This window comes from Nocardioides sp. Root122 (assembly GCF_001425025.1).
Lineage (GTDB): Bacteria > Actinomycetota > Actinomycetes > Propionibacteriales > Nocardioidaceae > Nocardioides.
Genome location: NZ_LMDE01000003.1, coordinates 96,502 through 122,340, shown reverse-complemented (window position 1 = coordinate 122,340; position 25,839 = coordinate 96,502). Strand labels below are relative to the sequence as shown.

Below are 25,839 nucleotides of genomic sequence, written 5' to 3'. Positions count from 1 at the left end.
ACACTGGCGCCGTGACTGCGCGCGACATCGTCATCCTCGGCTCGACCGGCTCCATCGGCACCCAGGCCCTCGACCTCGTCCGCGCCAACCCCGACCGGTTCCGGGTGGTCGCCCTCACCGCCGGCGGCTCGAACCCCGAGCTCTTCGAGGCGCAGGTCGCCGAGCTCGCGCCGGCGTACTCGGGGCTGGGCGAGGAGGCCTCGACCGAGGCGGCGGGCCTCGACTGCGACGTCGTGCTCAACGGCATCACCGGCGCGGTCGGGCTCCGGCCCACCCTGGCCGCCCTCGACGCCGGCAACACGCTCGCGCTGGCCAACAAGGAGTCGCTGATCATCGGCGGGCCGCTGGTCAAGGAGCGCGCGCAGCCGGGTCAGATCGTGCCGGTCGACTCCGAGCACAGCGCCATCGCGCAGAGCCTGCGCGCCGGCTCCGCCGGTGAGGTACGCCGGCTCGTGCTGACCGCGTCGGGCGGCCCGTTCCGCGGGCGGAGCGCGGTGGAGCTGGCCGGCGTCACCCCCGAGCAGGCCCTGGCCCACCCGAACTTCGCGATGGGCCGCGTCATCACCACGAACTCCGCGACCCTGGTCAACAAGGGCCTCGAGGTGATCGAGGCGCACCTGCTCTTCGACATCCCCTTCGACCGCATCGACGTCGTCGTGCACCCCCAGCAGCTGATCCACTCGATGGTGGAGTTCGTCGACGGCGCCGTCGTCGCCCAGCTCGGCCTGCCGACCATGCTGGTGCCGATCGCGCTGGGCATGGGCTGGCCGGACCGGGTGCCCGATGCCGAGACCCCGATCGACTGGACCAGGGCCGCCGACTGGCGCTTCGAGCCGCTGGACGACGAGGTCTTCCCCGCCGTCACCCTCGCCCGGGCCGCGGGGGAGCGGGGCGGCACGGCCCCGGCGGTCTACAACGCGGCCAACGAGGTCGCGGTCGACGCCTTCCACGACGGCCGGCTGGGATTCCCCGACATCGTGACCACGATCTCCCGGGTCCTGGACCTCCACGACGTACCATCGAGGGAGCACTTCACCGTGGACGACGTCCTCGCAGCCGACGCCTGGGCGCGCGCGGAGGCGTCGGCCCTCATCTGACGCCCCACCCGAGAAGGATCCCCCTGCATGACCGCCCTGCTCTACACCCTGGGCGTCGTCACGTTCGTCGTGGCGATCCTGGCGTCGATCGGCCTCCACGAGTTCGGCCACCTCATCCCGGCCAAGAAGTTCGGGGCCAAGGTGCCGCAGTGGTTCATCGGCTTCGGCCCCACGGTCTGGAGCAGGCAGATCGGCGACACCGAGTACGGCATCAAGGCGATCCCGCTCGGCGGCTACGTCAAGATCGTCGGCATGCTGCCCCCGGGCGCCGAGGACCTCGTCGAGGAGACGACCTACGACGAGGACGGCGAGCCGGTCCACCGGGTCCGCCGCTCCAACACGGGCATGTTCACGCAGCTGATCTCGGACGCTCGCGCCGCCGAGTGGGAGTACGTCAAGCAGCACGACACCGACCGGCTCTTCTACCGCCTTGCGTGGTGGAAGAAGGTGATCGTGATGGCCGGTGGCCCGATGGTCAACATCGCCATCGCGTTCTCCCTGTTCGTGATCCTGTTCGCCACCTACGGCAACCCGCGCGACGAGGTCGTCGAGCCGACGGTCGCCGCGGTGCCCGAGTGCGTGATCCCGGTCGCCGAGGAGCGCACCGCCTGCAAGGCGACCGACCCCGAGACCCCGGCGCTGAAGGCCGGGATCCAGCCGGGCGACGAGATCGTCAGCTTCAACGGCACGCCGTTCCGGGACTGGGAGTCCTTCCAGACCCTCATCCGGGGCAACGCCGACGGCGACGCCGTCATCGAGGTGCGGCGCGACGGCGAGCTGCTGACGCTGGAGACCAACACCACGGTCACGCTGCGACAGACCTCGCTCGAGGACCAGACCCTCACCGAGGTCGGCTTCCTCGGCGTGCAGCCGGAGACCCACCTCGCGACCGGCGGCCCGATCTACACCGTGACCCAGATGGGGACGATGACCGTCGAGACGGTCAAGGCGCTCGGCCAGCTGCCGCTCAAGGTCTACGAGGTCGGCCGCGCGATCGTCGGCCTCCAGGAGCGCGACCCCGAGAGCCCGGTGTCCATCGTCGGCGGCGGGCGCTTCGCGGGCGAGGCCGCGTCCTCTCCCGACTTCCCGCTCGCCGACAAGCTCGTCACGTTGCTCTTCCTGATCGCGAGCTTCAACTTCTTCATCGGCATGTTCAACTTCGTGCCGCTGCTCCCGCTCGACGGCGGCCACATCGCCGGCGCGCTCTACGAGGGCCTCAAGCGCGGCATCGCCCGCCTGCGCGGCCGCCCGGACCCCGGTCACGTCGACGTCGCCAAGCTGCTCCCGGTGGCCTACGTCGTGGGGCTGGCGATGCTGGTGATGGGTGTCGTGCTGATCGTGGCCGACCTCGTCGTGCCGCTGCACATCAGCTGAGGACCAGCTGAGGCCGGGCTCACGTCCGTCGACTCGGGTCGGCGGGGTCCGGCCTCCTAGACTGTGGCCATGACTTCTGTCGGCCTGGGCATGCCCGCGCTCCCGCCCCCCGTCCTGGCGCCCCGCCGCACGACCCGCCAGATCAAGGTCGGCTCGGTCGGGGTCGGCAGCGACTCCCCGATCTCGGTCCAGTCGATGACCACCACCCTGACCTCCGACGTCAACGCCACGCTCCAGCAGATCGCCGAGCTCACCGCCACCGGCTGCGACATCGTCCGCGTCGCGTGCCCGAGCCAGGACGACGCCGACGCGCTGCCCGAGATCGCGCAGCACTCGCAGATCCCGGTCATCGCCGACATCCACTTCCAGCCGAAGTACGTCTTCGCCGCCATCGACGCCGGCTGCGCGGCCGTCCGGGTCAACCCCGGCAACATCCGCAAGTTCGACGACCAGGTCAAGGAGATCGCCAAGGCCGCCAAGGACCGCGGCACCTCGATCCGGATCGGCGTCAACGCCGGGTCGCTCGACAAGCGGATCATGGACAAGTACGGCAAGGCCACGCCCGAGGCGCTCGTCGAGTCCGCCGTGTGGGAGGCGAGCCTCTTCGAGGAGCACGACTTCCACGACTTCAAGATCTCTGTCAAGCACAACGACCCGGTCGTGATGGTCCGCGCCTACGAGCTCCTCGCGGAAGCCGGCGACTGGCCGCTGCACCTCGGCGTCACCGAGGCCGGCCCCGCCTTCCAGGGCACGATCAAGTCCTCGGTCGCCTTCGGTGCGCTCCTGTCGAAGGGCATCGGCGACACCATCCGCGTCTCGCTCTCCGCGCCGCCGGTCGAGGAGGTCAAGGTCGGCCTGCAGATCCTCGAGTCGCTCAACCTGCGCCCGCGCCGCCTCGAGATCGTCTCGTGCCCGTCCTGCGGCCGCGCCCAGGTCGACGTCTACAAGCTCGCCGAGGAGGTCACCGCCGGCCTCGACGGGCTCGAGGTGCCGCTGCGCGTCGCCGTCATGGGCTGTGTCGTCAACGGCCCCGGCGAGGCCCGCGAGGCCGACCTCGGTGTCGCCTCCGGCAACGGCAAGGGCCAGATCTTCGTCAAGGGCGAGGTCGTCAAGACCGTCCCGGAGTCGCAGATCGTGGAGACCCTCATCGAGGAGGCCATGCGGATCGCGGAAGGTATGGAGGCCGTCGAGGGCTCGGAGGCGACCGTCTCGGTCTCCTGACGTCCTGTCCGACGCGCCGCGGCCCCGGCGCCGACGTGGGTAGGCTCCCCTCGTGCTGAGGACTCGCGAGCAGGTGCGCGTGCTGGGCCCGGCCGACCGGGACCGGTTCATCGCGCTCGCCGAGCAGGACCCCGTCGTCAACGTCTTCGCCGACTACCGGGCACGCCTCACCAACCTCGACGAGCGCTGGCTCGGAGGACAGGTGTGGGGCCGCTTCGTGGGCGAGGAGCTCGTCGCCGGCTGCCACCTCGGCGCCAACCTCGTGCCCGTGCAGTGCACGCCCGGCGACGTGGCCGCCTTCGCCGACGTCGCGCTGCGCCGCCGCAGCACCGTCGGCACCATCGTCGGGCCCCACGACGTCGTCGCATCGCTGTGGGAGGCCATCGAGCCATCGTGGCAGCGACCGCGGGAGTTCCGCGCGCGGCAGCCGCACCTGCAGACGGACCGGATCCCCGATGTGCCCGGCGACCCCGACGTACGCGTCACCACCCAGCAGGACCTCGAGCGGCTCTACCCGGCCTGCGTGGCGATGTACACCGAGGAGGTCGGCGTCTCGCCCGAGAGCGACGCGGGCGGCGGCGACCTCTACCGCGCGCGGGTCCAGCAGCTCATCGGGCGGGGCTGGTCGATGGCGAGCTTCGACGAAGCGGGCGTGGTGTTCAAGGCCGAGGTCGCCTGCCTGACGCCGTACGCCGCCCAGGTGCAGGGCGTGTGGGTCCGACCGGACCGCAGGGGTCGGGGCCTCGCCGCCGCCGGGATGGCAGCCGTGGTCTCCCACGTGATCGGCTCGGGGATGGCGCCCGTGGTCTCGCTCTACGTCAACGAGTGGAACGCGCCGGCCCGCGCGACGTACGCCCGGGTGGGCTTCGAGCAGACCGCCACCTTCGCGACGTTGATGTTCTGACGCTGCGCGAAAGCGCGAAAAAGATTTCGCGCCGGACGTATCAGCATGGCGCTCGCTCCTACCTGAGAGGACATGGGGACAATGGTCACCATGTCGGATCACCGAAGAGCTGAGGGGGAGCTCGAACAGTCACCGTGGGAAACAGCCAGTGGGGCGTTCACGGCGTGGCGGGCAGGGGACGCCGCAGCCGTGGATGATCTGGTCACCGCGATGACGCCGGTGCTCTGGCACGTGGTGAGGGCCTACGGGCACGACCGTCAGTCGGCGGAGGACGTCGTCGCGACGACGTGGCTCGGCTTCGTGCGTCTGCACCACACCATCCAGGACCCCAGGGCCGTCGCGGCCTGGCTGATCACCTCAGCCAGGCGCGGCGCCGCCGAACACGCCAGGAAGGCACGCCGTGCCTCCCCGGTGGAGGACGAGAAGCTCGCCGCAGTGCTCCCCGACGAGGAGTCGGCGGAGGCCCTCGCCGTGCTCGACGACGACGCCGCCCGGTTGTGGCGGGCCGTCGCCAGCGTGGACGAGAGGTGCCGCAAGCTGCTGCGTGTCATCGCCTTCATGGAACGACCCGACTACCAGTCGCTGAGCCAGGAGCTCGACATGCCCGTGGGCAGCATCGGACCCACCCGGGCCCGCTGCCTGGCCAAGGTGAGGACCGCACTGACGAACGAAGGAGGGGGACGATGAAGGACGACAGCCTGCTCGACGACCTGCGCGAGATGTGGCTCCTGGCCGACCCGCCTCCTCCGGGACTGGCGGCCGGCATGATCGCGACCGTCGCCGCCGCCGACCTCGACAGCGAGTGGGAGCTCCTCGTCCTGGTCCGCGACTCCGCCGACGAGCCAGCCGCGCAGGTGCGCGGCCTCGCCTCGGCCCGCATCCTCTACTTCACCGCCGCCGAGGGCTGGTCCCTCGACGCCGAGATCGACGGCGACCAGGTGCGGGGTCAGCTGCTGGACTTCGACGGGGACATGGGGTCCGTCGAGGTCGCGGTGGAGGCCCGCGACGGTGAGAGCGTGACGTCCGGCCTCGACGAGGTCGGCTTCTTCGCGATCACCGCCGAGGTGAGTGGCGAGATCCGCTTCACCGTCAGCAACGGCACCGGGAGCGCCAGCAGCCGCTGGATCGAGGTCTGAGCCTCACGCGTGCGGGTGCCGCAGCTCCATGTGGGGGCCGACGGTGGGGTCGGAGTCGTAGACCGCGCGGGCGAGCACGTGGTCCCGCGCGTCGGCTGCGGGGATCCCGTGCTCGGCGATCTCCCGGGCGATCAGACCGGCCACGATCGGTGCGGCGAACGACGTACCGCTCCAACGGGCCATGCCGGTGCGGAACTCCCGGATGTCGCCCTTGTCGGGTGTCTCCCGGCACTTGTAGCTGCCGTCGGGGAACGCGTTCACGTGGTTGCGGCCGAGGGCGTAGACGTCGGCCGACACCCCGTAGTTGGAGAAGTCCGAGATCCGGCCGTTGCGGTCGAGGGACCCGACACCGACGGCCCAGTCGAAGGCGGCCGGCCAGAACGGCGCTGCGGTTGAGTCGTTCCCGGCGGCGGCCACGAGCACGCAGTCCCTGCCCTCGAGGTGCTCGTCGTAGAAGGTCTGGAAGGCAACGGACGGGTAGTCCATGCGGGTGCGGCAGCCCGCCGAGAGGTTGATGACCTGGGGGTCGCGCTTCATCGCCTCCTCGAGCTGGTCGACCATGTCGGACTCGAGGATGCCTCCCCCTCCGACGCCGCCGATGCAGAAGCCGTCGACGTGGACCGTGGCGTGGGGGACGAGGCACCGGATGACGCCGGCGATGAACGTCCCGTGGCCGGCGTACCTGCGCAGCCTGGCGCCGTTCTGCTCGTCGTCGCCGGTGACACCGTCGAGCCAGGGGGTGCGGCCGTCCGTCGCCGAGGTCGGGTTCCACCCGGTGTCGACGACCACGACGCGGACGTCGTGGCGCTTGTCGGTGGTGTCCGGGGCTTGGGGCGGCCACGGCTCCTTGAGCCCCGTCTCCTGCGGCTCGATCGCGGGGCAGAGGCTGCCACCCGGTCCGCCGGGGGACACGTGCACCCAGTGGTCGGGTGTCGCGCGGCCGCGGGTGAGTCCCGCCGCCTCGAGCTGGTCGAGCACCTCGGGCACCGACTCGCCGCTGGTTCGCTCCGGTAGCAGGTAACGCACGAGCGCGCCGCCGAGGAGGGTCGTCTCGTCGCGCTGCGGCTGACCCTTCAGCAGGCGGTCCCCGACCTGGCGGGCGGTCTCCTCGAACTCGTCGACGTCCGCACGGCGGACCAGCACCCGATCGGGGTGGTACAGGTAGGTGAAGTCGGCCGGTGCCTCGGTGTTCCAGGCGACCTGCTCCGGGTTGGCCCTCCGGAACGCGCGGAGCTGGTCGGTGGTGCGTCGCCGCCGGTCGTCGCCGATCATCCAGTCGCTCATGGTCCGACGCTAGTGCCGCCAAGACGACCCTGACGAGAGTTTTCGTGACATCTTGACCCGCCGATCCGCGAGGATGGCCGGACCATGATGACCAGGGGCGAGGCCGAGGAGCTGCTGCGCACGCTCTTCGGCGACCTCGATCTGGCGCGCAAGCGCGCGGAGGACGAGCTCATCCACGACCCCGACCCCGCCCTGGCCTCGATCGGGCACCAGATCATCGGGATCGCACTGCGCGAGCTCGGGCAGACCGATGCCGCGCTGGCGGAGCTGCGTACGGCGCTACGCCTGGCCCGCCGGTCGGGCGACGACGAGCGACGCGGTGACGCGCTCGCGACCCTGGGCTCCACACTGTGCATCGCCGGCTGGCTGCCGGAGGGCATGCGACGGCTGGACCAGGCGGCGGCCCTGCTGACCGGCGTACCCCTCGGGCGCGCGCTGGTGCGCCGTGCGTACGTGACCGGACACCTGCTCGCGCTGTTCGAGGAGAGCGCGGCCGACCTCAAGGAGGCCAGACGGCTCTTCGCCGGCGCCGGCGACCACGTCTGGGAGCGTCGTGCGCTCAACCTCGAGGGCCTGGCCGACGTCGGGCTGGGGGACCTCGACGCGGCTGCCACGGCGTTCGCCTCCTACCGCGACCTCGCCGCCGCGCAGGGCGACGAGTTCGAGGTCGGGCTCGCCCAGCACAACACCGGCTGGCTCGGCTACGTGCGCGGCGACCTGCCACTGGCCCTGAGGCTCTACGCCGATGCGAACGCGCGCTACGACGCGATGAACCTAACCAACGTGGACCTCGTCTACGACCGGTGCCTGGCCTACCTCGCCGCTGGTCTGGCGACCGATGCGCTCGAGGTCGTGGAGCGAGCACTGGTCGTGCGGCCGCTGCTCCCGCGCGAAGAGGCCGACCTTCTGCTGGCCGTCGCCGAGGCAGCGCTCGCGGCAGGGGACTGGGCGCGCGCCACGACCGCGGCGGACGATGCCAGCCGACTGCTGCGGCGCCAGTCGCGGCACATCCCGCGTCTGCAGGCCGACCTCCTGGCGCTCACCGCCCGCACCGAGGCCGGCCTGCCGGCGGCGCCACTGCTGAGGCGGACCGAGCGCCTCGTCGCCCGCACCTGCGAGGTGCAGGCCACGGAGCTCCCGCAGGCCCTGTTGCTCGGGGCGCGCCTGGCGGGGGAGGTCCGCTCACCCCGCGCCGCCGCGCTCCAGGCCGCCTGGCTCGACGAGGCGGCCACCTTCCGCAGGGCCACCAACGGACGGATCCGCGTGCTGGGCTGGCTCGCGCTCGCGCAGCGCCGGGCACTCGAGGACGACCTCCGCGGCGTCCTGCGCGCCTGCGACGCTGGCCTGAAGGCGCTCGACGAGCACCGCGCCACCCTGGGCAGCCAGGAGCTGCGTGCCGTCTCGTCCGGCCATGGCGCACGGCTCGCCGAGCTCGGGACCCGCACCGCCCTCGAGTCGGGGGACCCGCGCCAGCTGCTGCGCTGGTCCGAGCGGTGGCGTGCCAACTCGCTGACGATCCCGCCGGCCTACGACCAGCGCGACCCGGAGACCACCGCCGACCTGGCCGCGCTGCGCGCCCAGCACCGGCGCATCGCCGACGCCCGCGCCGAGGGGGCTCCGACCGACCGGCTCCAGGCGCGCGCCGCCCGGCTCGAGCAGTCCGTCCGTCAGCGGATGTTCCACCTGCGCGGCTCCGGGGTCGCGCCGCAGTCGCTCGACGTGGCCGCGCTGCTGGACGCCCTCGCCGAGGACGGGACCGTGCTCGTCGAGCTCACCGAGATCGACCGCCACCTCCACGCCCTCGTGGTGGGGCACGGCCGCGTACGACGCCTCGACGTCGGGGCGGCGGACGCTGCTTCAGCTGCAGTGGACTTTGCACTCTTCGCCCTGCGCGGGGCGGCGCGCGGGCGCCGGTCCCAGCTCGGCCTGGCCGGCGACCGGCTCCAGCGGGCGCTGCTCGGGTCCGCGCTCGACCACGTGGGGGAGTCCCGCGTGGTCGTGTCGGGGACCAGCGCGCTCCAGGGTGTCCCGTGGGGCCTCGTCCCCGGGCTCGCCGGCCGTCCCGTCACCAGCGTCCCGTCCGCGCGGCTGTGGCTCCGGGCGCGGCAGGCGTCCGCCGCCGAGCCCGACCGGCGGGTCATGCTCGTCGGCCCCGGGCTCGACAGCGGCGGTGCCGAGGTGCCGGCCGTCGTGGCCCACGACCCGTCCGCCGTGGTGCTCGACGGGGACGACGCGACCGTCGATGCCTCGCTGGCCGCGCTGGACGGCGCCGCCCTCGCGCACGTCGCGGCCCACGGCCACTTCCGCGAGGACAGCCCGCTCTTCTCCTCGCTCGTGATGGCCGACGGGCCGCTGCTCGTGCACGACCTCCAGCAGCTCACGCGGCCGCCGCACCGCGTCGTGCTGTCGGCGTGCGAGTCGGGGGGCCTCGCCCCGGTCGGGGCCCAGGAGCTGCTCGGCCTCTCCGCCGCCCTCCTGTCGATGGGCACCGCCGGCATCGTCTCCAGCCTCGGCGAGGTCGACGACGCCGCGACGGTCCAGGTGATGGTCGCCCTCCACGCCGCCCTGCGCCGCGGGCACGGGCTCGGCGAGGCCATGCTCGCCGCCCGTGAGGTGGCCGCCGGCGACCAGGTCCTCGCGGCCACCGCGGCGTCGTTCACCGTGCTGGGGATATGACCGTCGCCGTGTTGTTGGCGCTCGCTCCTCAGTCCAGACGACGTCGGGCGCCGAGCGCGGTGGCTGAGGGAGATGGGGCGATCTGAGCCTCAGGGAGTCGCGGCCCTCACCGGGTCGGTGGCGTTCTCGCAGGCGTCGAGCGTGCAGCGGACAGTGGACGACTTGACGGTGCCGTTGACGTCGAGCAGCAGCGTGCCCGGCGACTCCCAGCCCCAGCCGCTGAACCAGCTGGTCCGGTAGGTCGCGAGCCTCGTGCCGTCGAGGGTGCGGAGGCGGATGTCGCCCGGGCCGACGCCGTCGGTGAGCTTGTGGAAGGTGAGCACCTGGGTCCCGTCGGGGGAGACCGCGGCCACGCGGTCGCGGCACGACGTCCAGTGCTTCATCCGGGGTGCGCTCAGCCGGACCAGCTTCGTGCAGCCGCCGCGGTAGGGGCCCTTGGTCCAGATGGTCAGCAGGTCGTGCTCGATGTCCGCCATCCCGCCGTGCTTCCGCACGATCGTCCTGGTGCGACCGCTGCGGATCCGCCACTGGAGGACGCGGCTGTCGTTGCTCAGCACCACCCGGTCGGCGTCCACGTCGAGCAGGTCGACGTACCGGCCCGGCCCCCTGCTGCCGAGCAGCGTGCCGTCGGTCGCCGAGGCGGCGTACGTCGTGACCTTGCGTCCGCGGCCGGTGAAGCCCTGCCACGCGAGCGTGCTGCCGTCGGCGCTGAGGACCACCGTGGAGGGGTCGATGTTGCGCAGCACGTCGACGACCTCCCGGTCCGCCTCGACGCGTACGACGCGCCGGTTGCGCTTGACGTCGATGTTGTTGGTGCCGACCAGCCACGCGTCGCCGGACCGACCGATGACCCGCGCGACCGTGCCGGGCAGCTCGACCCGGCGCGCGCCGTCGACGAAGTCGCCGTCCTCGATGTGGGGGACCGCGACGTCGGCGCCGCGGGCCAGGCGCTGCGGCTGGAGCTCGACGATCTGTGCGGCCGCCTGCGCCGGTGCCGCGAGCGTGAGCGCGGTGGTGATGGTGGCCAGCACGAGGCCGGCAGTGCGTGCGTGACGCATCGTGTTCCCCCTGGAGTGTGCGGTGTCGTCAGGGAGACGTCGTGGGGCGTGGCGAGGTTGCCTGCGACCGGCGGGCAATCTGGTTCGCGGTGGCCGAAGGCCCGCACCTATCCTTGCGCCCATGACTGGCCGCCTCCTCCGCATGTCGACCCTGTTCGTGCGCACCTTGCGCGACGACCCCAACGACGCCGAGGTGCCGAGCCACAGGCTCCTGGTCCGTGCGGGCTACATCCGCCGCAACGCGCCGGGCATCTACACCTGGCTGCCCCTCGGCCTGAAGGTGCTCCGCAAGATCGAGGCCATCATCCGCGAGGAGATGGACGACATCGGCGCGCAGGAGCTGGTGTTCCCGGCGCTGCTGCCCAAGGAGCCCTACGAGGCGACCCACCGGTGGACCGACTACGGCGACAACATCTTCCGGCTCCAGGACCGCAAGGGCGCCGACTACCTGCTCGGCCCCACCCACGAGGAGATGTTCACCCTCGTGGTGAAGGACCTCTACTCCTCCTACAAGGACCTGCCGCTCTCGATCTACCAGATCCAGAACAAGTACCGCGACGAGGCGCGCCCGCGTGCCGGCCTCCTGCGCGGTCGTGAGTTCGTCATGAAGGACTCCTACTCCTTCGACATCGACGACGCCGGGCTCGCGGAGTCCTACCAGAAGCACCGCGACGCCTATATCCGGATCTTCGACCGGCTCGGCTTCGAGTACGTCATCGTCAAGGCCACCTCCGGCGCGATGGGCGGCTCGGCCAGCGAGGAGTTCCTCGCCAAGGCCTCGGTCGGTGAGGACACCTACGTCCGCTGCACCCACTGCGACTACGCCGCCAACGTCGAGGCCGTCGCCGTCCGTGCGCCTGCCCCCGTGTCGTACGACGGCGTGCCCGCCGCGCACGCCGAGGACACCCCCGACACGCCGACCATCGACACCCTGGTCGACCACCTCAACGCGACCTTCCCCCGTGACGACCGTCCCTGGGCGGCCGGTGACACGCTCAAGAACGTGCTCGTCGTGCTGAAGCACCCCGACGGCACCCGCGAGCCCCTCGCCATCGGCGTCCCCGGCGACCGCGAGGTCGACCAGAAGCGGCTCGAGGGCCAGCTCGAGCCGATCGAGGTCGAGCCCATGGACGAGGCCGAGATGGCCAAGCACCCCGCGCTCGTGAAGGGCTACATCGGCCCGGAGGTCCTGGGGGAGGAGTCGAAGTCCGGGATCCGGTTCGTCGTCGACCCCCGCATCTCCGAGGGCACGCGCTGGGTGACCGGTGCCAACGTGCACGGCTCCCACGTCGTCGACATGGTCGTCGGACGCGACTTCACGCCCGACGGCACGATCGAGGCCGCCGACGTGCGCGACGGCGATGCCTGCCCCAACTGCGAGGAGGGCAGCCTCGAGTCCGCCCGCGGCATCGAGATGGGTCACATCTTCCAGCTCGGCCGCAGCTATGCCGAGGCGCTCGGGCTGCAGGTGCTCGACGAGAACGGCAAGCTGGTCACCGTCACGATGGGCTCCTACGGCATCGGTCCGTCGCGCGCCGTGGCGGCCATCGCCGAAGGCACCCTCGACGAGATCGGGCTCTGCTGGCCGCGCAACGTCGCGCCCGCCGACGTCCACGTGGTCGCGGCCGGCAAGGACGAGGCGATCCTGGCCGCAGCAGAGCAGCTCTCCCGCGACCTCAAGGAGGCCGGCCTCGAGGTGCTCCTCGACGACCGCGTCGGCAAGGTGAGCCCCGGAGTGAAGTTCAAGGACGCCGAGCTCATCGGTGTGCCGACGATCGTGACCGTCGGCCGCGGCCTGGTCGACGGCACGGTCGAGGTCCGTGACCGCAGGTCCGGGGAGCGCGAGGAGGTCGCGGTCGAGCGCGCCGCCACGCACATCGTCGACATCGTCCGCAGCTGATCGACCCGGTCAGCAGCTGATCGTGGAGCCGCCGAGCCACTGGGTGGCTCGGGGGCTCCACGCTGTCGCGCCGATAGGTTCGCGCCCATGAGCATCGAGGCAGTGATCTTCGACTGGGGCGGCACCCTGACCCGCTGGCACGACATCGACTTCCACGCCGAGTCGCTGGCGCTCGCCGAGGCCGTACGTCGTACGCCGACCCCCGAGGACGACCACCACGCGCACGCCGCGCGCCTCCACCGCGCCGGTGACGTGATCTGGGGTCGTAGCCGCGACCGCCAGCAGAGCGCCACGATCGCCGACCTGTTCGCCGAGGCCGGTCTGGACCACGACCCCGACCTGCTTCAGGCCTACTACGACTTCTGGGAGCCCCACACCCTCACCGACCCCGAGGTGCGGCCGATGTTCGAGGAGCTGCGTGCCGCCGGGCTGAAGGTGGGTGTCCTGTCCAACACCATCTGGCCTCGCGCCTGGCATGTCGGGTTCTTCGAGCGCGACGGCGTGCACGACCTCATCGACGGCGACGTCTACTCCAGCGAGATCCCGTGGACGAAGCCGTCCGAGCGTGCGTTCGCCGCCGCGATGGAGGCGGTCGGCGTCGCGGACCCCGCTGCGTGCGTCTACGTGGGGGACCGCCTGTTCGACGACGTCTGGGGCGCCCGCAACGCCGGTCTCCACGCGATCCACGTCCCCCACAGCAACATCCCTCCGTCGCAGGTGGGGCACACCGAGGGTGAGCCCGACGCGACGGTCCGCTCCCTGGCGGAGGTCCCCGCCGCGGTGCGCGCGCTCGACGCCCGCTGAAGGCTGCCGCGCGGCCGCCGCCCGGGTTTCCCCGGTTGTGGCCCGGGTGTGGATCACCTGCAACTTTGTGCGTTGCACGAACATGCAACGGCCTTATCGTTTCACTCCACCCCGATCGAATGCATGATTGTGCATGTGGTTCCACCACCCCCACAGGAGGGGCCACAACGGGTGATGCTGACCAACCCCACAAGGCGGTCCGCGTCCTCGGCCATTGGGAAGGATCTCGGGACTTTCCCAATGGTTGAGGCCGCGGGCCGTTCTTTTTGCGCTCGCTCCGCTCGCGCGTGCTCGGCGCCCCTGAAGACGTCGTCTTCCCTCCTCGCTCCCGAGCTGCGCTCGTCGCACTCGCTCGCTCGACGCTCCTATGGATCGTCAAGCCGTCGTGTGTTGGTGTTCGAGTAGCCGGAAGAGGTCTCGGGCGATGTACCGCTTGAGGCAGCGTTTGATCTCGCGGGTGGTTTTGCCTTCGGTGGTTCTGCGGGCCACATAGGTCTGGGTGGCTTGGTCGTAGCGGATCCGTGACAGCACGATGGTGTGCAGGGCGCGGTTGAGTTGGCGGTCGCCGTAGCGATTCAGTCGATGGCGGTTGGTCACTTGGCCGCTGCTGGCCGGGATCGGTGCGGCACCGGCGAGCATCGCGAATGCTGCCTCGGAGTGGACCCGGCCCGGGTGGGACCACGCGCACAGCACCGTGGCGGCCACGATCGGCCCGATGCCGGGTTGGGCGAGGAGGTCAGGTCGCCAGGCCCGCACGATGACCCGTATGGCCTTCTCGTGCTGGGCTGCTTCCTCAGCGAGCATGCGGGCACGGCGGGCGAGGGAACGCAGCACTACGACGGTCGTGGTGGTTTCGGTGTCCCACGCCGAGTTCAGGCGCATGCTCGCGGCGGTGCGGATCATCACGGGGAGCTTCTGACCGCGGAACCGCTCACGGATCGGCTCTGGTGCGGCGATGACGAGACTGAACACCTGTCGCTGAGCGTCGGTCGAGGCGTTGACGGCCGAACGGCGCGCTGCGAGCAGCACTGACAGTGCTTGTCGGTCACCACTGCCTCGCGGGCTGCCGAACTTCGCGCGGGACAGGGCCTCGCGTGCAGCACGGATCGCGTCGAGTGGGTCGGACTTGGCGCCGTTGCGCCGCCTGGGCCGCTGGGGACGGTCGAGCTCCACGACGACCTCCTCGCGGCGTGCCAGGTGCCGGGTCAGGCCGGCGCCGTGACCGCCGGTGCCCTCAATCGCCCATGCCCGCAGCGCTGCGTGCTCGTTGGCGAACTCCACCAGCCGGGCGTAGCCATCGGCGCTTGCTTCGACGGTGATCTCGTCGAGCACACCGCCAGTGCGTGCGTCGACCGCAGCGGCGGAGTGGGTGTGGACGTGGGTGTCGACGCCGATGACCACATCGACCACCTCGCGTAGATCGGTCACACTTGTCATGCGTTCTCTCCTTGCCTGGGAGCGGATGTGGTTCCGGTCCGGGCGGAGAATCGGCAGGACTGTGATGGGACACGGCCGGTGCGCTAACACCGGTCGGTCAAGCTCCTGATCAGGCCAGCTGCTCCGGCCGGGCCGGGCCAGCAACCACGAGTGGACAAGTCGAGCGAAAGGCACGAAGCCAGTCAGTCCAAGGGTCACGCCCGCAGTCACTGGTCACAGCCCAGCACCATCAGGCTGCGAAGGGAATCCTCACAGTCAGTCCAGACGACGTCGGGCGCCGAGCGCGGTGGCTGAGGCGGCCGCGCAGCTCGACCCGCGTTGGTTGAGGAGGTCGCGCAGCTCGACCCCCGTTGGTCGAGGAGGTCGCGCAGCTCGACCGCCGTTGGTCGAGGAGGTCGCGCAGCGACCGTCACGAACCCTTCAGTACAGCTCGGGTGCTCCCGGCCAGGTCTCCGGCTCGCCGCCGAGCTCGAGCTGCCAGGTGGCCGACCAGACCACCTCGGTGAGCGCCCACGCGCGCACGCTGCCCGACGACTGCGCCACCAGCGCGGTGAGCGTCTCCGTGCCGTCGACCTCGAGCGCCAGGGCGGCTGTGCGGATCCGGTCGTCGCCCTGCACGGGCAGCTCGACGTCGTACGCCGCCGCCGCCGCGACCGGCTGCCCGCCCGCCTCGGCCACCATGGTCCGGAGCTGGTCGCGCCGTGACCGGTGCCGGCGGTAGGCCGTGGTCAGGGCGTCGTAGAGCAGCGGCGCGGACGCCTGGGAGGTGCGCGCACCCAGCACGCCGTAGGCGTAGAGCGCGGCGTGCTCGTCGGCGAGCGTCGTCTGGAGGGCGTCGAGGACGGTCATGCCGCGCCCCCGGCGCCGAGGCGTGCGTTGTGCTGGGACGTGGACGCGGCCATGCTCGCCAGCACCCGGGCCAGGTCGCCGCTCGCGGCGCCCAGGCAGCCGTCGCGCAGGACGCGCAGCAGCTGCTGCTCCGAGCGGCGGACCGCACGCAGGGCCGGCTCGGCCCGGGCCGGGACTGTAGCGGGCGTGGCGGTCGGCAGCCCGGCGTCCGGCACCGCGCCCGCGAGGAGCTCCTGGTGAGCGGTGTGGGCGGCGACCAGCGGCTCGAGCTGGGCGTCGAGCGCGGGCACCGCTGCGGTCGCGGCGGCCAGCACCGCGCCCGCGTCGACGAGCGCTGCGACGACCGTGGCCACGAGCTCGGAGTCCTCGGGCGGAGCCGGTGCCGACGCGGGGGAGCCGGTCTTGTCGGAGGGCGGATCGATGTCGCAGGCGGCCAGGACGAGCGGGGCGGCGAGCGCCGAGCCCAGCGTCGTACGACGGGAGAGCGGGCGTCCGGGCACGCCCGAACCCTACCCATCGGCGTCGCCGGTACGGACCGGTCGGCGCTGGCGCACGGGGTCGCTAGGCGGCCCGGTAGGGTGTTCCTTCGACAACAGCACAAGGAGGTCGCATCCTCATGAGTACCCCCCACCAGGACGCCACCCGGGACCGCATCGAAGCGGAGCTGGTCGACCCCTTGAGCGCGATGGGCCTCGACGTCGAGGCCGTCGAGGTCACCCCCGCCGGCAAGCGGCGCGTGCTGCGCGTCGCGGTCGACAAGGACGGCGGCGTGACGCTCGACGACGTGGCCGACGCGACGCGCGAGGTCTCCCGCGTGCTCGACGAGTCGGACGTGATGGGCGAGATGCCCTACACGCTCGAAGTGACCTCCCGTGGCGTCGACCGGCCGCTGACCCTCCCGCGCCACTGGCGCCGCAACGAGGACCGTCTCGTCAAGGCCACGCTGGCCGACGGGTCCGCCGTCACCGGCCGCGTCCTCGCCTCGACCGAGGAGTCGGTCACCCTCGACGTCGACGGCACGCAGCGTGAGGTCGCCTACGCCGACGTGGCGAAGGCCCTCGTGCAGATCGAGTTCAACCGCAAGAGCGACAAGCACGAGAAGAAGGACGACTGATGGACATCGATCTGAGCATCCTGCGGATGCTGGAGCGCGAGAAGGAGATCTCCTTCGAGGTGCTGGCCGAGGCCATCGAGCAGGCCCTGCTGACGGCCTACCAGCGGGCCACCGAGTCGCACCACCGCCCCGCGCGTGTCGAGCTCGACCGCAAGACCGGCCACGTGACCGTGTGGGCCCGCGAGGTCGAGGAGGACGGCTCCGCCGGCCCGGAGTACGACGACACCCCCGAGGGCTTCGGCCGCATCGCCGCCACCACCGCCAAGCAGGTCATGCTGCAGCGGCTGCGCGACGCCGAGGACGAGAAGACGTTCGGTGAGTTCTCCGGCAAGGAGGGCGACATCATCTCGGGCATCATCCAGCAGGGCCGCAACCCCGACGACGTGATGGTCGACCTCGGCAAGCTCGAGGCGATCCTGCCGATCAGCGAGCGGGTGCCGGGGGAGAAGTACGTCCACGGCGAGCGCATCAAGTGCCTGGTGACCTCGGTCCGCAAGGGCATGCGCGGTCCGCAGATCACCCTGTCGCGCTCGCATCCCACGCTGGTCAAGAAGCTCTTCGCGCTCGAGGTCCCCGAGATCGCCGACGGCACCGTCGAGGTGGCCGCGATCGCCCGCGAGGCCGGTCACCGCACCAAGGTCGCCGTGCACTCCACCGTGCCCGGCGTCAACGCCAAGGGCGCCTGCATCGGCCCGCTCGGCCAGCGCGTGCGCAACGTGATGAGCGAGCTGCACGGCGAGAAGATCGACATCGTCGACTGGGCCGAGGACCCCGCCGAGCTCGTCGCCCACGCCCTCTCGCCGGCCCGGGTCACCTCCGTGGAGATCGTCGACCTCGCCACGCGGTCGTGCCGCGTCGTCGTGCCCGACTTCCAGCTCTCCCTGGCGATCGGCAAGGAGGGCCAGAACGCCCGCCTCGCCGCCCGGCTCACCGGGTGGCGGATCGACATCCGCTCCGACGAGGCGCCGGCGCCCGAGGACTGACCGTCGACGGGCTCTCTCGAGCGGACCTACGGCCGCTCGACGCCCAGCATGCCGTGCGTCCAGCGTCCATGGCGGTCGACCGGTCCCGTGCCGCCGACCGGCCTAGGTCCGGTCGACGCCGTCGACGGCCCGGGCGATCGCGTCCCACGTCTCGTCCGCAGCGATGACGTCCGCGTGGTCGCGCTCGGGAAGATCCACGACCCGGGCGCCCGGCGGGAGCAGCCGCACCAGCCGGTCGGTCGACGCCGGCGGGACGACCACGTCACGCCCGGCGCGCACGACCGTCACCGGGGCGGTGACCGCGCCGACGTGGAGGTCGGAGCGGAAGTGGTCGCCGAGGAGCACGTCCAAGGGCAGCCCGCGGGCGTGGTGCCGCACGATGCTCCGCACGGAGTCGAACGGCGTCACCAGGACCAGGGCGTCGACCAGGTCGCGCGTGGCCGGGTCGCCGCTGAGCCGGCTCGCGACCTGCACGGCCACGCCGCTGCCGAGGCTCCGGCCGACGACCGCCACCCGGGGGTGCCTCGTGGCCACCTCGCGGACCAGGGCCAGGCCGTCGGCGACCAGTGCGCGCTCGGACGGGAGGCCGTCGGAGGCGCCGTACCCGCGGTAGGCCACGAGGTAGGACGTCCGGCCTGGGAGCGTCGACGCCAGCCGTTCCGCCCGGGCGCCCACGTCCTCGGCGTTGCCGCCGAACCAGACCAGCGCGTCGGGGCCGGATCCCGCGGTCCGACCGCGGAGCGTCACCGCGCCCCGGCGCAGGGCGTACGTCGTCGATGCGGACGAGTGCCGCGTCGCGGCACCGGGGTAGTAGAGACGCCGGGTGAGCGGGGCGAGCAGGTGCACAGGCGCAGGGTGCCCCCTGCGCCGGTTCGCAAACCACTGGCCCCACGCAGTAGAGTGGTGAGCAGTGGCCATCACGTCTGACACCCCTGCGCCCGGACCTGTCCGGACCTGTGTGGGTTGCCGGACCAGGGCCGCTGCGAGCGAGCTGCTCCGGGTGGTTGCAGGCTCGGACGCCTTGGGCCGACCGGCCCTGGTGCCCGATCCGGACCGCCGGGCACCCGGCCGTGGGGCGCACGTCCACCCCACGCTGGAGTGTTGGCAGCTCGCCGTGCGACGCCGAGCGTTTCCCCGGGCCCTCCGCTCGGGCGACACCCTCAGCGGCGCGGCGGTGGAGGAACACCTCGCCGCGCACCAGTCCGATTCACAGCAGCACCGACCAGAAACTGGAGCACGCAGCTCATGAGCACTCGATGAGTAACTCGTAATGAGTGTGCACACCCACTAGCTGTTCCGTTTCCCCTCCTTCTGGGGTCACGGACCAGAAGGAGAAGTAACCAACCGTGGCAAAGACCCGAGTCCACGAACTCGCCAAGGAGTTCGGAGTCGAGAGCAAGTTCGTTCTCGAGAAGCTCAAGGAGATGGGGGAGTTCGTCAAGTCGGCATCGTCGACTGTCGAGCCTCCCGTCGAGATGCGCTTCAAGAAGCAGTACGGCGACGAGCTGAAGGCCGCTGCGGCCGCCGCTCCCGCCGCCGAGGCGCCGGCCGAGAAGCCGGCCGCCAAGAAGGCCGGCCCCAAGCCCGGCCCCAAGCCCGCGCCCGTCGCCGAGGTCCCGGCCGAGACGCCGACCGAGGCGCCCGTCGAGGCTCCCGCCCAGGCAGCCGTCGAGGCAGCCGCTGAGGCTCCGGCCGCAGCGCCCGCCGAGGCTGCTCCGGCCGCCCGCCCCGGCCCCAGGCCGGGTCCGAAGGCCCCTGCCGCCGAGCCCGAGGCACCGGCAGCCGAGCCCGAGGCGCCGGCCGCCCCGGCGGCCAAGTCCGCGGCGCCCGCGCCGCGTCCCGTGGGTCGTCCCGGCGCACCGCGCCCCGGCAACAACCCGTTCGCGCCGAGCCAGGGCATGGGCCAGCGCCCGGCGCCCCGCACGCCCGGCGACGACACCCGTCCGCCGCGCCCGCCCGCCGGCGGCGGCGACGCCCGTCCCGGCATGCCGCGCCCGAACCCGGCGATGATGCCGAAGTCCCCGGCCGCGTTCGGCGCCGGTCCCGGCGGCCGTCCGGCCCGCGGTGGTCCCGGTGGCGGTCCCGGTCGTCCGGGTGCCCCCGGCCGCGGCGGTGCTCCGGGTCGTCCCGGCGCCGGTGCCGGTGCTCCGGGCGGTGCCCCGGGTCGTCCCGGAGGCTTCGGACCGTCCGGTGGCGGTCGCCCCGGTGGCGGTCGTCCCGGCCAGCGCGGCCAGACCCAAGGTGCCTTCGGTCGCCCCGGTGGTCCGTCGCGTCGTGGACGCAAGAGCAAGCGCGCCCGTCGCCAGGAGTTCGAGGCCATGGATGCCCCGACCCTGGGTGGCGTGCGCGTCCGCAAGGGCAACGGCGAGACCGTCCGTCTCCCGCGTGGCGCCTCGCTGACCGACTTCGCCGAGCGCATCAACGTGGACGCAGCTGCCCTCGTGCAGATGCTGTTCTCGCTCGGCGAGATGGTCACCTCGACCCAGTCCGTGGGTGACGAGACGTTCGAGCTGCTCGCCGAGGAGCTCAACTACGTCGTGCAGATCGTCTCTCCCGAGGACGAGGACCGCGAGCTGCTCGAGACGTTCGACCTCGAGTTCGGTGCCGACGAGGGCGACGAGTCCGACCTCGTCATCCGCCCGCCGGTCGTGACCGTCATGGGTCACGTCGACCACGGAAAGACCAAGCTCCTCGACGCGCTGCGTGACGCGAACGTTGTCGACAAGGAGGCCGGTGGCATCACCCAGCACATCGGTGCCTACCAGGTCCACACCGAGGTCGACGGCGACGACCGTCGCATCACCCTCATCGACACCCCGGGTCACGAGGCGTTCACCGCCATGCGTGCCCGTGGTGCCCAGGCCACCGACATCGCGATCCTGGTCGTCGCGGCCGACGACGGTGTCATGCCGCAGACGGTCGAGGCGCTCAACCACGCCAAGGCGGCCAACGTGCCGATCGTGGTCGCGGTCAACAAGATCGACAAGCCGGAGGCCGACTCCACCAAGGTCCGCGGCCAGCTCACCGAGTACGGCCTGATCCCCGAGGAGTACGGCGGCGACGCGATGTTCGTCGACGTCTCGGCCAAGGCCGGGCTCAACCTCGACAAGCTGCTCGAGGCCGTCGTCCTCACCGCCGACGCCTCGCTCGACCTGCGGGCCAACCCCGACCAGGACGCCCAGGGCCTCGTGGTCGAGGCGCACCTCGACCGCGGTCGCGGTCCGGTCGCCACGGTGCTGGTCCAGCGCGGCACGCTCCGCGTGGGCGACTCGATCGTCGCCGGTCCGGCCCACGGCCGTGTCCGCGCGATGCTCGACGAGCACGGCAACGAGATCGCCGAGGCCGACCCGTCGCGTCCGGCGATGGTGCTGGGTCTCTCGGCGGTGCCGGGTGCGGGCCAGAACTTCATCGTGGTCGAGGACGACCGCATGGCCCGTCAGATCGCCGAGAAGCGCGAGGCGCGCGAGCGGGCGGCCATGCAGGCCAAGCGCCGCGTGCGCCGCAGCCTCGAGGACTTCATGGCCTCCATGGAGAAGGGCGAGAGCCAGGAGCTCAACCTCATCCTCAAGGGCGACGTGTCCGGTTCGGTCGAGGCGCTCGAGGACGCCCTGTCGCAGATCGATGTCGGCGACGAGGTCTCCCTCCGCGTGATCGACCGCGGTGTCGGTGCCATCACCGAGACCAACGTCGACCTCGCGGCCGCCTCCGACGCCATCATCATCGGCTTCAACGTCCGCCCGCAGGGCAAGGCGAGCCAGATGGCCGACAAGGAAGGTGTCGAGATCCGCTACTACTCGGTCATCTACCAGGCGATCGAGGAGATCGAGGCGGCGCTCAAGGGCATGCTCAAGCCCGTCTACGAGGAGTCGACCCTCGGCCAGGCGGAGATCCGCGAGATCTTCCGCTCGTCCAAGGCCGGCAACATCGCGGGCTGCATGGTCACCTCGGGCCTGCTCCGCCGCAACGCCAAGGTGCGGGTCCTGCGCGACGGAGCGGTGGTGGCCGACAACCTCGACCTCGCCTCGCTGCGCCGCGAGAAGGACGACGCCTCCGAGGTCCGCGAGGGCTTCGAGTGCGGTCTGGTGCTCCGCAACTTCCAGGACATCAAGATCGGCGATGTCGTGGAGGCCTTCGAGATGCGCGAGATCCCGCGCAGCTGACGCACCACCCGTCGCAGGTTCGGCTCCGTTCAGTGATCCCCGGTCAGCCGGGGATCACTGAACATGTCGGGCGCTGCACAGCCTGACAACTTCAGCGATCCCCGGTCAGCCGGGGATCGCTGAAGACGCTTCTGAGAGAGTGAGCCACATGAGCAACCCACGCGTCCGCAAGATCGCCGACCGCATCCAGGTGATCGTCGCCGAGATGCTCGAGCGGCGGATCAAGGACCCCCGCCTCGGCTTCGTGACGGTCACCGACGTCCGCGTGACCGGCGACTCGCAGCAGGCCTCGGTCTTCTACACCGTCCTCGGCACCGAGGAGGAGCTGGCCAGCACGGCCGCGGCGCTCGAGTCGGCCAAGGGCGTGATCCGCTCCGAGGTCGCCAAGCAGCTCGGGATGCGCATCGTGCCGTCGCTGACGTTCATCCCCGACGCGCTGCCCGAGAACGCCCGCGCCCTCGACGAGGTGCTCGAGCGGGCCCGTCAGCTCGACGAGGAGGTCGCCGCACGCCGTGTGGAGGCCTACGCCGGCGAGGCCGACCCCTACAAGAAGCCGCGCGTGGCCGAGGTCGACCTGGACGACGCCCTCGGTGAGCAGGACACGCTCGGCGACGGCTCCGACCTCGCCCTGGATGAGGACCACCGCGACGAGGACGACCGCGCCTGATGGTCGACCCCGGTCTGGTCGTCGTCGACAAGGCCCCGGGCATGACCTCGCACGACGTCGTGGCCCGGGTCCGGCGCCTCGCCGGCACCCGCAAGGTCGGGCACGCCGGCACGCTGGACCCGATGGCCACAGGCGTCCTGGTCCTCGGCGTCGACCGTGCGACCCGGCTGCTCGGCCACCTGATGCTGACCGAGAAGGCCTACGACGCCACCATCCGGCTCGGGGTGGCGACGACCACCGACGACGCCGAGGGTCAGGTCGTGGAGACCCACCCGGTCGTGGGCGTGACGGAGGACGACGTACGCCGTGAGCTGGCGCGGTTCGTCGGCGACATCGAGCAGGTGCCGACCGCCGTCTCGGCCATCAAGGTCGACGGCCAGCGCGCGTATGCGCGGGTGCGCGCGGGGGAGCAGGTCGAGCTGAAGGCGCGGCCGGTGACGATCCACGAGCTCGTCGTGCACGACGTGGCGCTGCCCGACGTGCGCCTCTCGGTCCGGTGCTCCTCAGGCACCTACATCCGCGCGATCGCACGCGACCTCGGCCGCGCGCTCGGCGTCGGTGGCCACCTGACGGCACTGCGGCGGACGGCCGTCGGCGCCTTCGACCTCTCCGTGGCCCGCACGCTCGAGACGCTGTCCGAGGACTTCGCGGTGCTGCCGATCGCCGACGCCGCGCGGTCGACCTTCCCCGCGATCGACCTCGACGAGGAGCAGGCAGCGGACGTGCGGTTCGGGCGCGCCCTCGACCTGGCACTGCCCGGCGACGGGCCGCACGCCGTCTTCGCACCCGACGGCACGTTCCTCGCCCTCTACGAGCGGCGCGGCGAGCAGGCCCGCCCGGTCGCGGTCTTCGTCTAGCGCAAGCAAGCGCCCGGTGCGAGCACGGGGGGAGGTCGGCGGGACGGGCAGGCCGCGCCAGTAGGCTGCCGCCGTGCAGATCTGGCGAGACGTCGACGATGTGCCGGCCGACCTCGGCCGCACGGTCGTGAGCATCGGCAACTTCGACGGCGTGCACCTCGGCCACGCCCACGTGCTGCGCGAGGCGCGCCAGACCGGGCACCGGCTCGGCATCGACACGGTCGTCGCAGTCACCTTCGACCCGCACCCGATGGCGGTGCTGCGGCCCGAGCACGCTCCGCCCACGCTGACCTCCATCGCGACCCGGGCGCGGCTCCTCGACGCGGCCGGCGTCGACGCGATCCTCGTGGTCGGCTTCGACCGCGAGATCGCCGGCTGGTCGCCGGAGGAGTTCATCGACCGGGTCCTCGTCGACACGCTCCACGCAGGCGCCGTCGTGGTGGGCTCGAACTTCCGCTTCGGTGCCAAGGCGGCCGGGGAGGTGGCCACGCTCGTCGAGGTCGGCTCCTCGCGCGGCTTCGAGACCGTCGGGGTGCCGCTCGACGGCGGTCCGCAGGTGTGGAGCTCCACCTACGTCCGGCAGTGCCTGGCCACCGGTGACGTCGCCGGTGCCGCCGAGGCGCTCGGCCGGCCCTTCACCGTGCGCGGCACGGTCGTCGAGGGCGACAAGCGGGGCCGCGAGCTCGGCTACCCGACCGCCAACGTGCCGATCCCGCCGGTCGACGCGGCACCGGCCGACGGCGTCTACGCCGGCTGGCTGACCCGCCTCGACACCGACGAGCGCTATCCCGCGGCGATCTCCGTCGGCACCAACCCGACGTTCGACGGCGAGCGCGACCGCCGCGTCGAGTCCTACGTCCTCGACCGCGACGACCTCGAGCTCTACGGCGTCGAGGTCGAGGTGGCCTTCGTCGACCGCCTGCGCGGCATGGTGAAGTTCGAGGGCATCGAGGCGCTCATCGAGACCATGAGCGACGACGTACGCCGGGCGCGCGAGCTGCTGGCGTGACCGCCCCCCGGGCGGACGTCGAGACCTGGTTCCTCGACCACGGGCTGCCGTACTTCGTCCCCGAGGAGCGTGACGCCGCCCGCGCCGGGCTGCGTGCCCGCCGGCTGGCCGTGCTCGTCCTCGCACTGCTCGTGGTCGCTGCCGGCGCCGGCCTGCTGGCGTGGTTCTCCGAGCAGTACGCCGCGGGACCGGCGTTGTGGCTGTCGATCACGTTCCTGGGCCTGCTCGCCTACGGCGCGACGGTGCTGCGGGGGCGGCCGATCCTCGCCTTCGCCCTCTCCCGGACGCTGGGCAGCGTGCGCTACCTGGTGCCGATGGCCTCGCGGGCGCTGCCGCTGCTGCTGGTGTTCGTGACGTTCCTCTTCGTCAACGCCGAGGCGTGGCAGATGACGAGCAACCTGCCGTTCGGGGTGCTGTGGTTCACCGCGCTGCTGATGCTCGGCCTGGCCGTGCTGTTCCTGCTGGTGCGGTTGCCGGAGGAGGTGGACCGGGTCGACGACGCCGTCGACGACGCGTTCATCGTCCGGGCCTGCGCGGGCACCCCGCTCGAGGCGGCTGCGCGGGAGGTGGCCGACGACCCGGCGGTGGACCCGCAGGACTTCGCCCAGGTGGCCGGGTTCGAGAAGTGGAACCTGATCCTGGTGCTGGTGGTGATCCAGACCATCCAGGTGCTGCTGCTCTCGCTCACGGTCTTCGTGTTCTTCATGCTGTTCGGCTCGCTGGTCATGGAGGCCGAGACCCAGCTGGCCTGGACCCAGCTCGACACGCTCCAGAACGTCCCGCACCTCTCGCACGTGACCTTCTCGCTGCTCAAGGTCTCGCTGTTCCTGGCGTCCTTCAGCGGCTTCTACTTCACCGTGTCCGCCGTCACCGACGAGACCTACCGCCGCCAGTTCTTCTCGGTGGTCGAGAGCCAGCTCGAGCGGGCCGTCGGCATGCGGGCGGTCTACCTCGCCCTGAAGGCACGCTGACCCGCCAGGACGTGCCTGGCGGGCCGGCGTGGTCGGGGTGGGAGTGACCTCAGGCGTCGAGGTCCTGCTCGACCAGGGCGGCGATCGTGTCGACAGCAGCCTGGTCGTCGCCGGCCACCTCGACCGTGTCGCCGTTGCCGGCGCCGAGGGTCATGATCATCAGCGAGGAGCTGGCGTCGACACCGTTGATGGTGACCTCCGAGCCGAGCTCGGCGGCCTTCTCGGCGATGATCGCGGCGGGACGGGCGTGGAGGCCGACGGCGGAGCCGACGACGACGGACTTGCTGGGCATGGTTCTCCTTGGGTCGGGAATCTGGTGGTGGGTCTGGGTGGGTGGA

24 protein-coding genes are annotated in these 25,839 nt (G+C 71.8%); 17 read left to right on the top strand and 7 right to left on the bottom strand.

Going from position 1 to position 25,839, the window contains the following annotated elements:
- The first annotated feature begins 11 nt into the window (after window positions 1-11).
- The 6 genes from dxr to ASC64_RS05350 all read left to right on the top strand — a co-directional run bounded on the left by dxr (window position 12) and on the right by ASC64_RS05350 (window position 5,732).
- Window positions 12-1,097: a 1-deoxy-D-xylulose-5-phosphate reductoisomerase gene (dxr, locus tag ASC64_RS05375; protein WP_056906510.1), complete on the top strand. Its 1,086-nt coding sequence runs from the start codon at window positions 12-14 to the stop codon at window positions 1,095-1,097.
- 27 nt (window positions 1,098-1,124) lie between these two features.
- The gene (locus tag ASC64_RS05370; RefSeq protein ID WP_056906509.1) at window positions 1,125-2,471 is read left to right on the top strand and encodes a M50 family metallopeptidase; all 1,347 of its coding nucleotides are present in this window, start codon (window positions 1,125-1,127) and stop codon (window positions 2,469-2,471) included.
- Window positions 2,472-2,540: 69 nt separating this feature from the next.
- Entirely contained in the window at window positions 2,541-3,692 is a 1,152-nt protein-coding gene (gene ispG, locus ASC64_RS05365; protein WP_056906578.1) for a flavodoxin-dependent (E)-4-hydroxy-3-methylbut-2-enyl-diphosphate synthase, read from the top strand.
- Between the two features lie 52 nt (window positions 3,693-3,744).
- The gene (locus ASC64_RS05360) at window positions 3,745-4,596 is read left to right on the top strand and encodes a GNAT family N-acetyltransferase (protein ID WP_056906508.1); all 852 of its coding nucleotides are present in this window, start codon (window positions 3,745-3,747) and stop codon (window positions 4,594-4,596) included.
- Window positions 4,597-4,785: 189 nt separating this feature from the next.
- Window positions 4,786-5,283 carry an RNA polymerase sigma factor gene (locus ASC64_RS05355; RefSeq protein ID WP_235563540.1) on the top strand — a complete coding sequence of 166 codons (498 nt, stop codon included), beginning with the start codon at window positions 4,786-4,788 and terminating at the stop codon, window positions 5,281-5,283.
- Window positions 5,280-5,732: a hypothetical protein gene (locus ASC64_RS05350; protein ID WP_056906506.1), complete on the top strand. Its 453-nt coding sequence runs from the start codon at window positions 5,280-5,282 to the stop codon at window positions 5,730-5,732. The genes ASC64_RS05355 and ASC64_RS05350 overlap by 4 nt, the downstream gene beginning before the upstream one ends.
- A gap of 3 nt (window positions 5,733-5,735) precedes the next feature.
- Here the strand turns inward: ASC64_RS05350 and ASC64_RS05345 are convergent, their stop codons facing one another.
- The gene (locus tag ASC64_RS05345; RefSeq protein ID WP_056906505.1) at window positions 5,736-7,016 is read right to left on the bottom strand and encodes a S8 family peptidase; all 1,281 of its coding nucleotides are present in this window, start codon (window positions 7,014-7,016) and stop codon (window positions 5,736-5,738) included.
- A gap of 84 nt (window positions 7,017-7,100) precedes the next feature.
- Here ASC64_RS05345 and ASC64_RS05340 point away from each other — a divergent pair, with 84 nt between their 5' ends.
- Window positions 7,101-9,692 carry a CHAT domain-containing protein gene (locus tag ASC64_RS05340; protein WP_056906504.1) on the top strand — a complete coding sequence of 864 codons (2,592 nt, stop codon included), beginning with the start codon at window positions 7,101-7,103 and terminating at the stop codon, window positions 9,690-9,692.
- Between the two features lie 89 nt (window positions 9,693-9,781).
- Here the strand turns inward: ASC64_RS05340 and ASC64_RS05335 are convergent, their stop codons facing one another.
- Window positions 9,782-10,750: a hypothetical protein gene (locus ASC64_RS05335; RefSeq protein WP_056906503.1), complete on the bottom strand. Its 969-nt coding sequence runs from the start codon at window positions 10,748-10,750 to the stop codon at window positions 9,782-9,784.
- Window positions 10,751-10,871: 121 nt separating this feature from the next.
- On the opposite strand from ASC64_RS05335, the gene ASC64_RS05330 reads away from it, so the two are divergent.
- Both ASC64_RS05330 and ASC64_RS05325 read left to right on the top strand, forming a co-directional pair.
- Complete coding sequence (locus tag ASC64_RS05330; protein WP_235563538.1) at window positions 10,872-12,650, top strand: proline--tRNA ligase; 1,779 nt, start codon at window positions 10,872-10,874, stop codon at window positions 12,648-12,650.
- An 87-nt stretch (window positions 12,651-12,737) separates the two neighbouring features.
- Window positions 12,738-13,454: an HAD family hydrolase gene (locus ASC64_RS05325; protein ID WP_056906501.1), complete on the top strand. Its 717-nt coding sequence runs from the start codon at window positions 12,738-12,740 to the stop codon at window positions 13,452-13,454.
- 375 nt (window positions 13,455-13,829) lie between these two features.
- Here the strand turns inward: ASC64_RS05325 and ASC64_RS05320 are convergent, their stop codons facing one another.
- From ASC64_RS05320 to ASC64_RS05310, 3 genes are all read right to left on the bottom strand, one after another.
- Complete coding sequence (locus ASC64_RS05320; RefSeq protein ID WP_056906500.1) at window positions 13,830-14,891, bottom strand: IS110 family transposase; 1,062 nt, start codon at window positions 14,889-14,891, stop codon at window positions 13,830-13,832.
- Window positions 14,892-15,311: 420 nt separating this feature from the next.
- Window positions 15,312-15,740, bottom strand: coding sequence for a ferritin-like domain-containing protein (locus ASC64_RS05315; protein WP_056906499.1), 429 nt, complete (start codon window positions 15,738-15,740; stop codon window positions 15,312-15,314).
- The gene (locus ASC64_RS05310; protein ID WP_056906498.1) at window positions 15,737-16,240 is read right to left on the bottom strand and encodes a hypothetical protein; all 504 of its coding nucleotides are present in this window, start codon (window positions 16,238-16,240) and stop codon (window positions 15,737-15,739) included. The genes ASC64_RS05315 and ASC64_RS05310 overlap by 4 nt, the downstream gene beginning before the upstream one ends.
- 116 nt (window positions 16,241-16,356) lie before the next feature.
- Between ASC64_RS05310 and rimP the strand changes: the two genes are divergently transcribed.
- Both rimP and nusA read left to right on the top strand, forming a co-directional pair.
- The gene (gene rimP, locus ASC64_RS05305; protein WP_056906497.1) at window positions 16,357-16,854 is read left to right on the top strand and encodes a ribosome maturation factor RimP; all 498 of its coding nucleotides are present in this window, start codon (window positions 16,357-16,359) and stop codon (window positions 16,852-16,854) included.
- Entirely contained in the window at window positions 16,854-17,837 is a 984-nt protein-coding gene (gene nusA / locus ASC64_RS05300) for a transcription termination factor NusA (protein ID WP_056906496.1), read from the top strand. Before rimP ends, nusA begins: the two co-directional genes overlap by 1 nt.
- A 102-nt stretch (window positions 17,838-17,939) precedes the next feature.
- Here the strand turns inward: nusA and ASC64_RS05295 are convergent, their stop codons facing one another.
- Entirely contained in the window at window positions 17,940-18,683 is a 744-nt protein-coding gene (locus ASC64_RS05295) for an alpha/beta hydrolase (RefSeq protein WP_056906495.1), read from the bottom strand.
- 64 nt (window positions 18,684-18,747) lie between these two features.
- Here ASC64_RS05295 and ASC64_RS21555 point away from each other — a divergent pair, with 64 nt between their 5' ends.
- The 6 genes from ASC64_RS21555 to ASC64_RS05270 all read left to right on the top strand — a co-directional run bounded on the left by ASC64_RS21555 (window position 18,748) and on the right by ASC64_RS05270 (window position 25,501).
- A complete protein-coding gene (locus tag ASC64_RS21555; RefSeq protein ID WP_308195211.1) occupies window positions 18,748-19,086 on the top strand; it encodes a YlxR family protein in 339 nt (112 codons plus the stop codon).
- Between the two features lie 97 nt (window positions 19,087-19,183).
- On the top strand, window positions 19,184-21,997 hold the full coding sequence (gene infB / locus ASC64_RS05290) for a translation initiation factor IF-2 (RefSeq protein ID WP_056906494.1): 2,814 nt from the start codon (window positions 19,184-19,186) through the stop codon (window positions 21,995-21,997).
- 148 nt (window positions 21,998-22,145) lie between these two features.
- The gene (rbfA, locus tag ASC64_RS05285; RefSeq protein ID WP_056906493.1) at window positions 22,146-22,664 is read left to right on the top strand and encodes a 30S ribosome-binding factor RbfA; all 519 of its coding nucleotides are present in this window, start codon (window positions 22,146-22,148) and stop codon (window positions 22,662-22,664) included.
- Window positions 22,664-23,521, top strand: coding sequence for a tRNA pseudouridine(55) synthase TruB (truB, locus tag ASC64_RS05280; protein WP_056906492.1), 858 nt, complete (start codon window positions 22,664-22,666; stop codon window positions 23,519-23,521). Before rbfA ends, truB begins: the two co-directional genes overlap by 1 nt.
- A gap of 73 nt (window positions 23,522-23,594) precedes the next feature.
- Entirely contained in the window at window positions 23,595-24,530 is a 936-nt protein-coding gene (locus ASC64_RS05275) for a bifunctional riboflavin kinase/FAD synthetase (protein ID WP_056906491.1), read from the top strand.
- Window positions 24,527-25,501 carry a hypothetical protein gene (locus ASC64_RS05270; protein ID WP_056906490.1) on the top strand — a complete coding sequence of 325 codons (975 nt, stop codon included), beginning with the start codon at window positions 24,527-24,529 and terminating at the stop codon, window positions 25,499-25,501. Before ASC64_RS05275 ends, ASC64_RS05270 begins: the two co-directional genes overlap by 4 nt.
- A 49-nt stretch (window positions 25,502-25,550) precedes the next feature.
- Here ASC64_RS05270 and ASC64_RS05265 read toward each other — a convergent pair whose 3' ends face one another.
- Complete coding sequence (locus ASC64_RS05265) at window positions 25,551-25,793, bottom strand: HPr family phosphocarrier protein (protein ID WP_056906489.1); 243 nt, start codon at window positions 25,791-25,793, stop codon at window positions 25,551-25,553.
- Window positions 25,794-25,839 lie beyond the last annotated feature (46 nt).

What these genes read in the sequence shown, in the direction of transcription:
- rimP (WP_056906497.1), top strand. Translation starts at nt 16,357, where the DNA reads ATGAGTACCCCCCACCAGGACGCCACCCGGGACCGCATCGAAGCGGAG.
- ASC64_RS05370 (WP_056906509.1), top strand. Translation starts at nt 1,125, where the DNA reads ATGACCGCCCTGCTCTACACCCTGGGCGTCGTCACGTTCGTCGTGGCG.
- rbfA (WP_056906493.1), top strand. Translation starts at nt 22,146, where the DNA reads ATGAGCAACCCACGCGTCCGCAAGATCGCCGACCGCATCCAGGTGATC.
- truB (WP_056906492.1), top strand. Translation starts at nt 22,664, where the DNA reads ATGGTCGACCCCGGTCTGGTCGTCGTCGACAAGGCCCCGGGCATGACC.
- ASC64_RS05345 (WP_056906505.1), bottom strand. Translation starts at nt 7,016, where the DNA reads ATGAGCGACTGGATGATCGGCGACGACCGGCGGCGACGCACCACCGAC.
- ASC64_RS05335 (WP_056906503.1), bottom strand. Translation starts at nt 10,750, where the DNA reads ATGCGTCACGCACGCACTGCCGGCCTCGTGCTGGCCACCATCACCACC.
- ispG (WP_056906578.1), top strand. Translation starts at nt 2,541, where the DNA reads ATGACTTCTGTCGGCCTGGGCATGCCCGCGCTCCCGCCCCCCGTCCTG.
- ASC64_RS05350 (WP_056906506.1), top strand. Translation starts at nt 5,280, where the DNA reads ATGAAGGACGACAGCCTGCTCGACGACCTGCGCGAGATGTGGCTCCTG.
- ASC64_RS05320 (WP_056906500.1), bottom strand. Translation starts at nt 14,891, where the DNA reads ATGACAAGTGTGACCGATCTACGCGAGGTGGTCGATGTGGTCATCGGC.
- ASC64_RS05325 (WP_056906501.1), top strand. Translation starts at nt 12,738, where the DNA reads ATGAGCATCGAGGCAGTGATCTTCGACTGGGGCGGCACCCTGACCCGC.
- ASC64_RS05340 (WP_056906504.1), top strand. Translation starts at nt 7,101, where the DNA reads ATGATGACCAGGGGCGAGGCCGAGGAGCTGCTGCGCACGCTCTTCGGC.
- ASC64_RS05315 (WP_056906499.1), bottom strand. Translation starts at nt 15,740, where the DNA reads ATGACCGTCCTCGACGCCCTCCAGACGACGCTCGCCGACGAGCACGCC.
- ASC64_RS05330 (WP_235563538.1), top strand. Translation starts at nt 10,872, where the DNA reads ATGACTGGCCGCCTCCTCCGCATGTCGACCCTGTTCGTGCGCACCTTG.
- nusA (WP_056906496.1), top strand. Translation starts at nt 16,854, where the DNA reads ATGGACATCGATCTGAGCATCCTGCGGATGCTGGAGCGCGAGAAGGAG.
- ASC64_RS05265 (WP_056906489.1), bottom strand. Translation starts at nt 25,793, where the DNA reads ATGCCCAGCAAGTCCGTCGTCGTCGGCTCCGCCGTCGGCCTCCACGCC.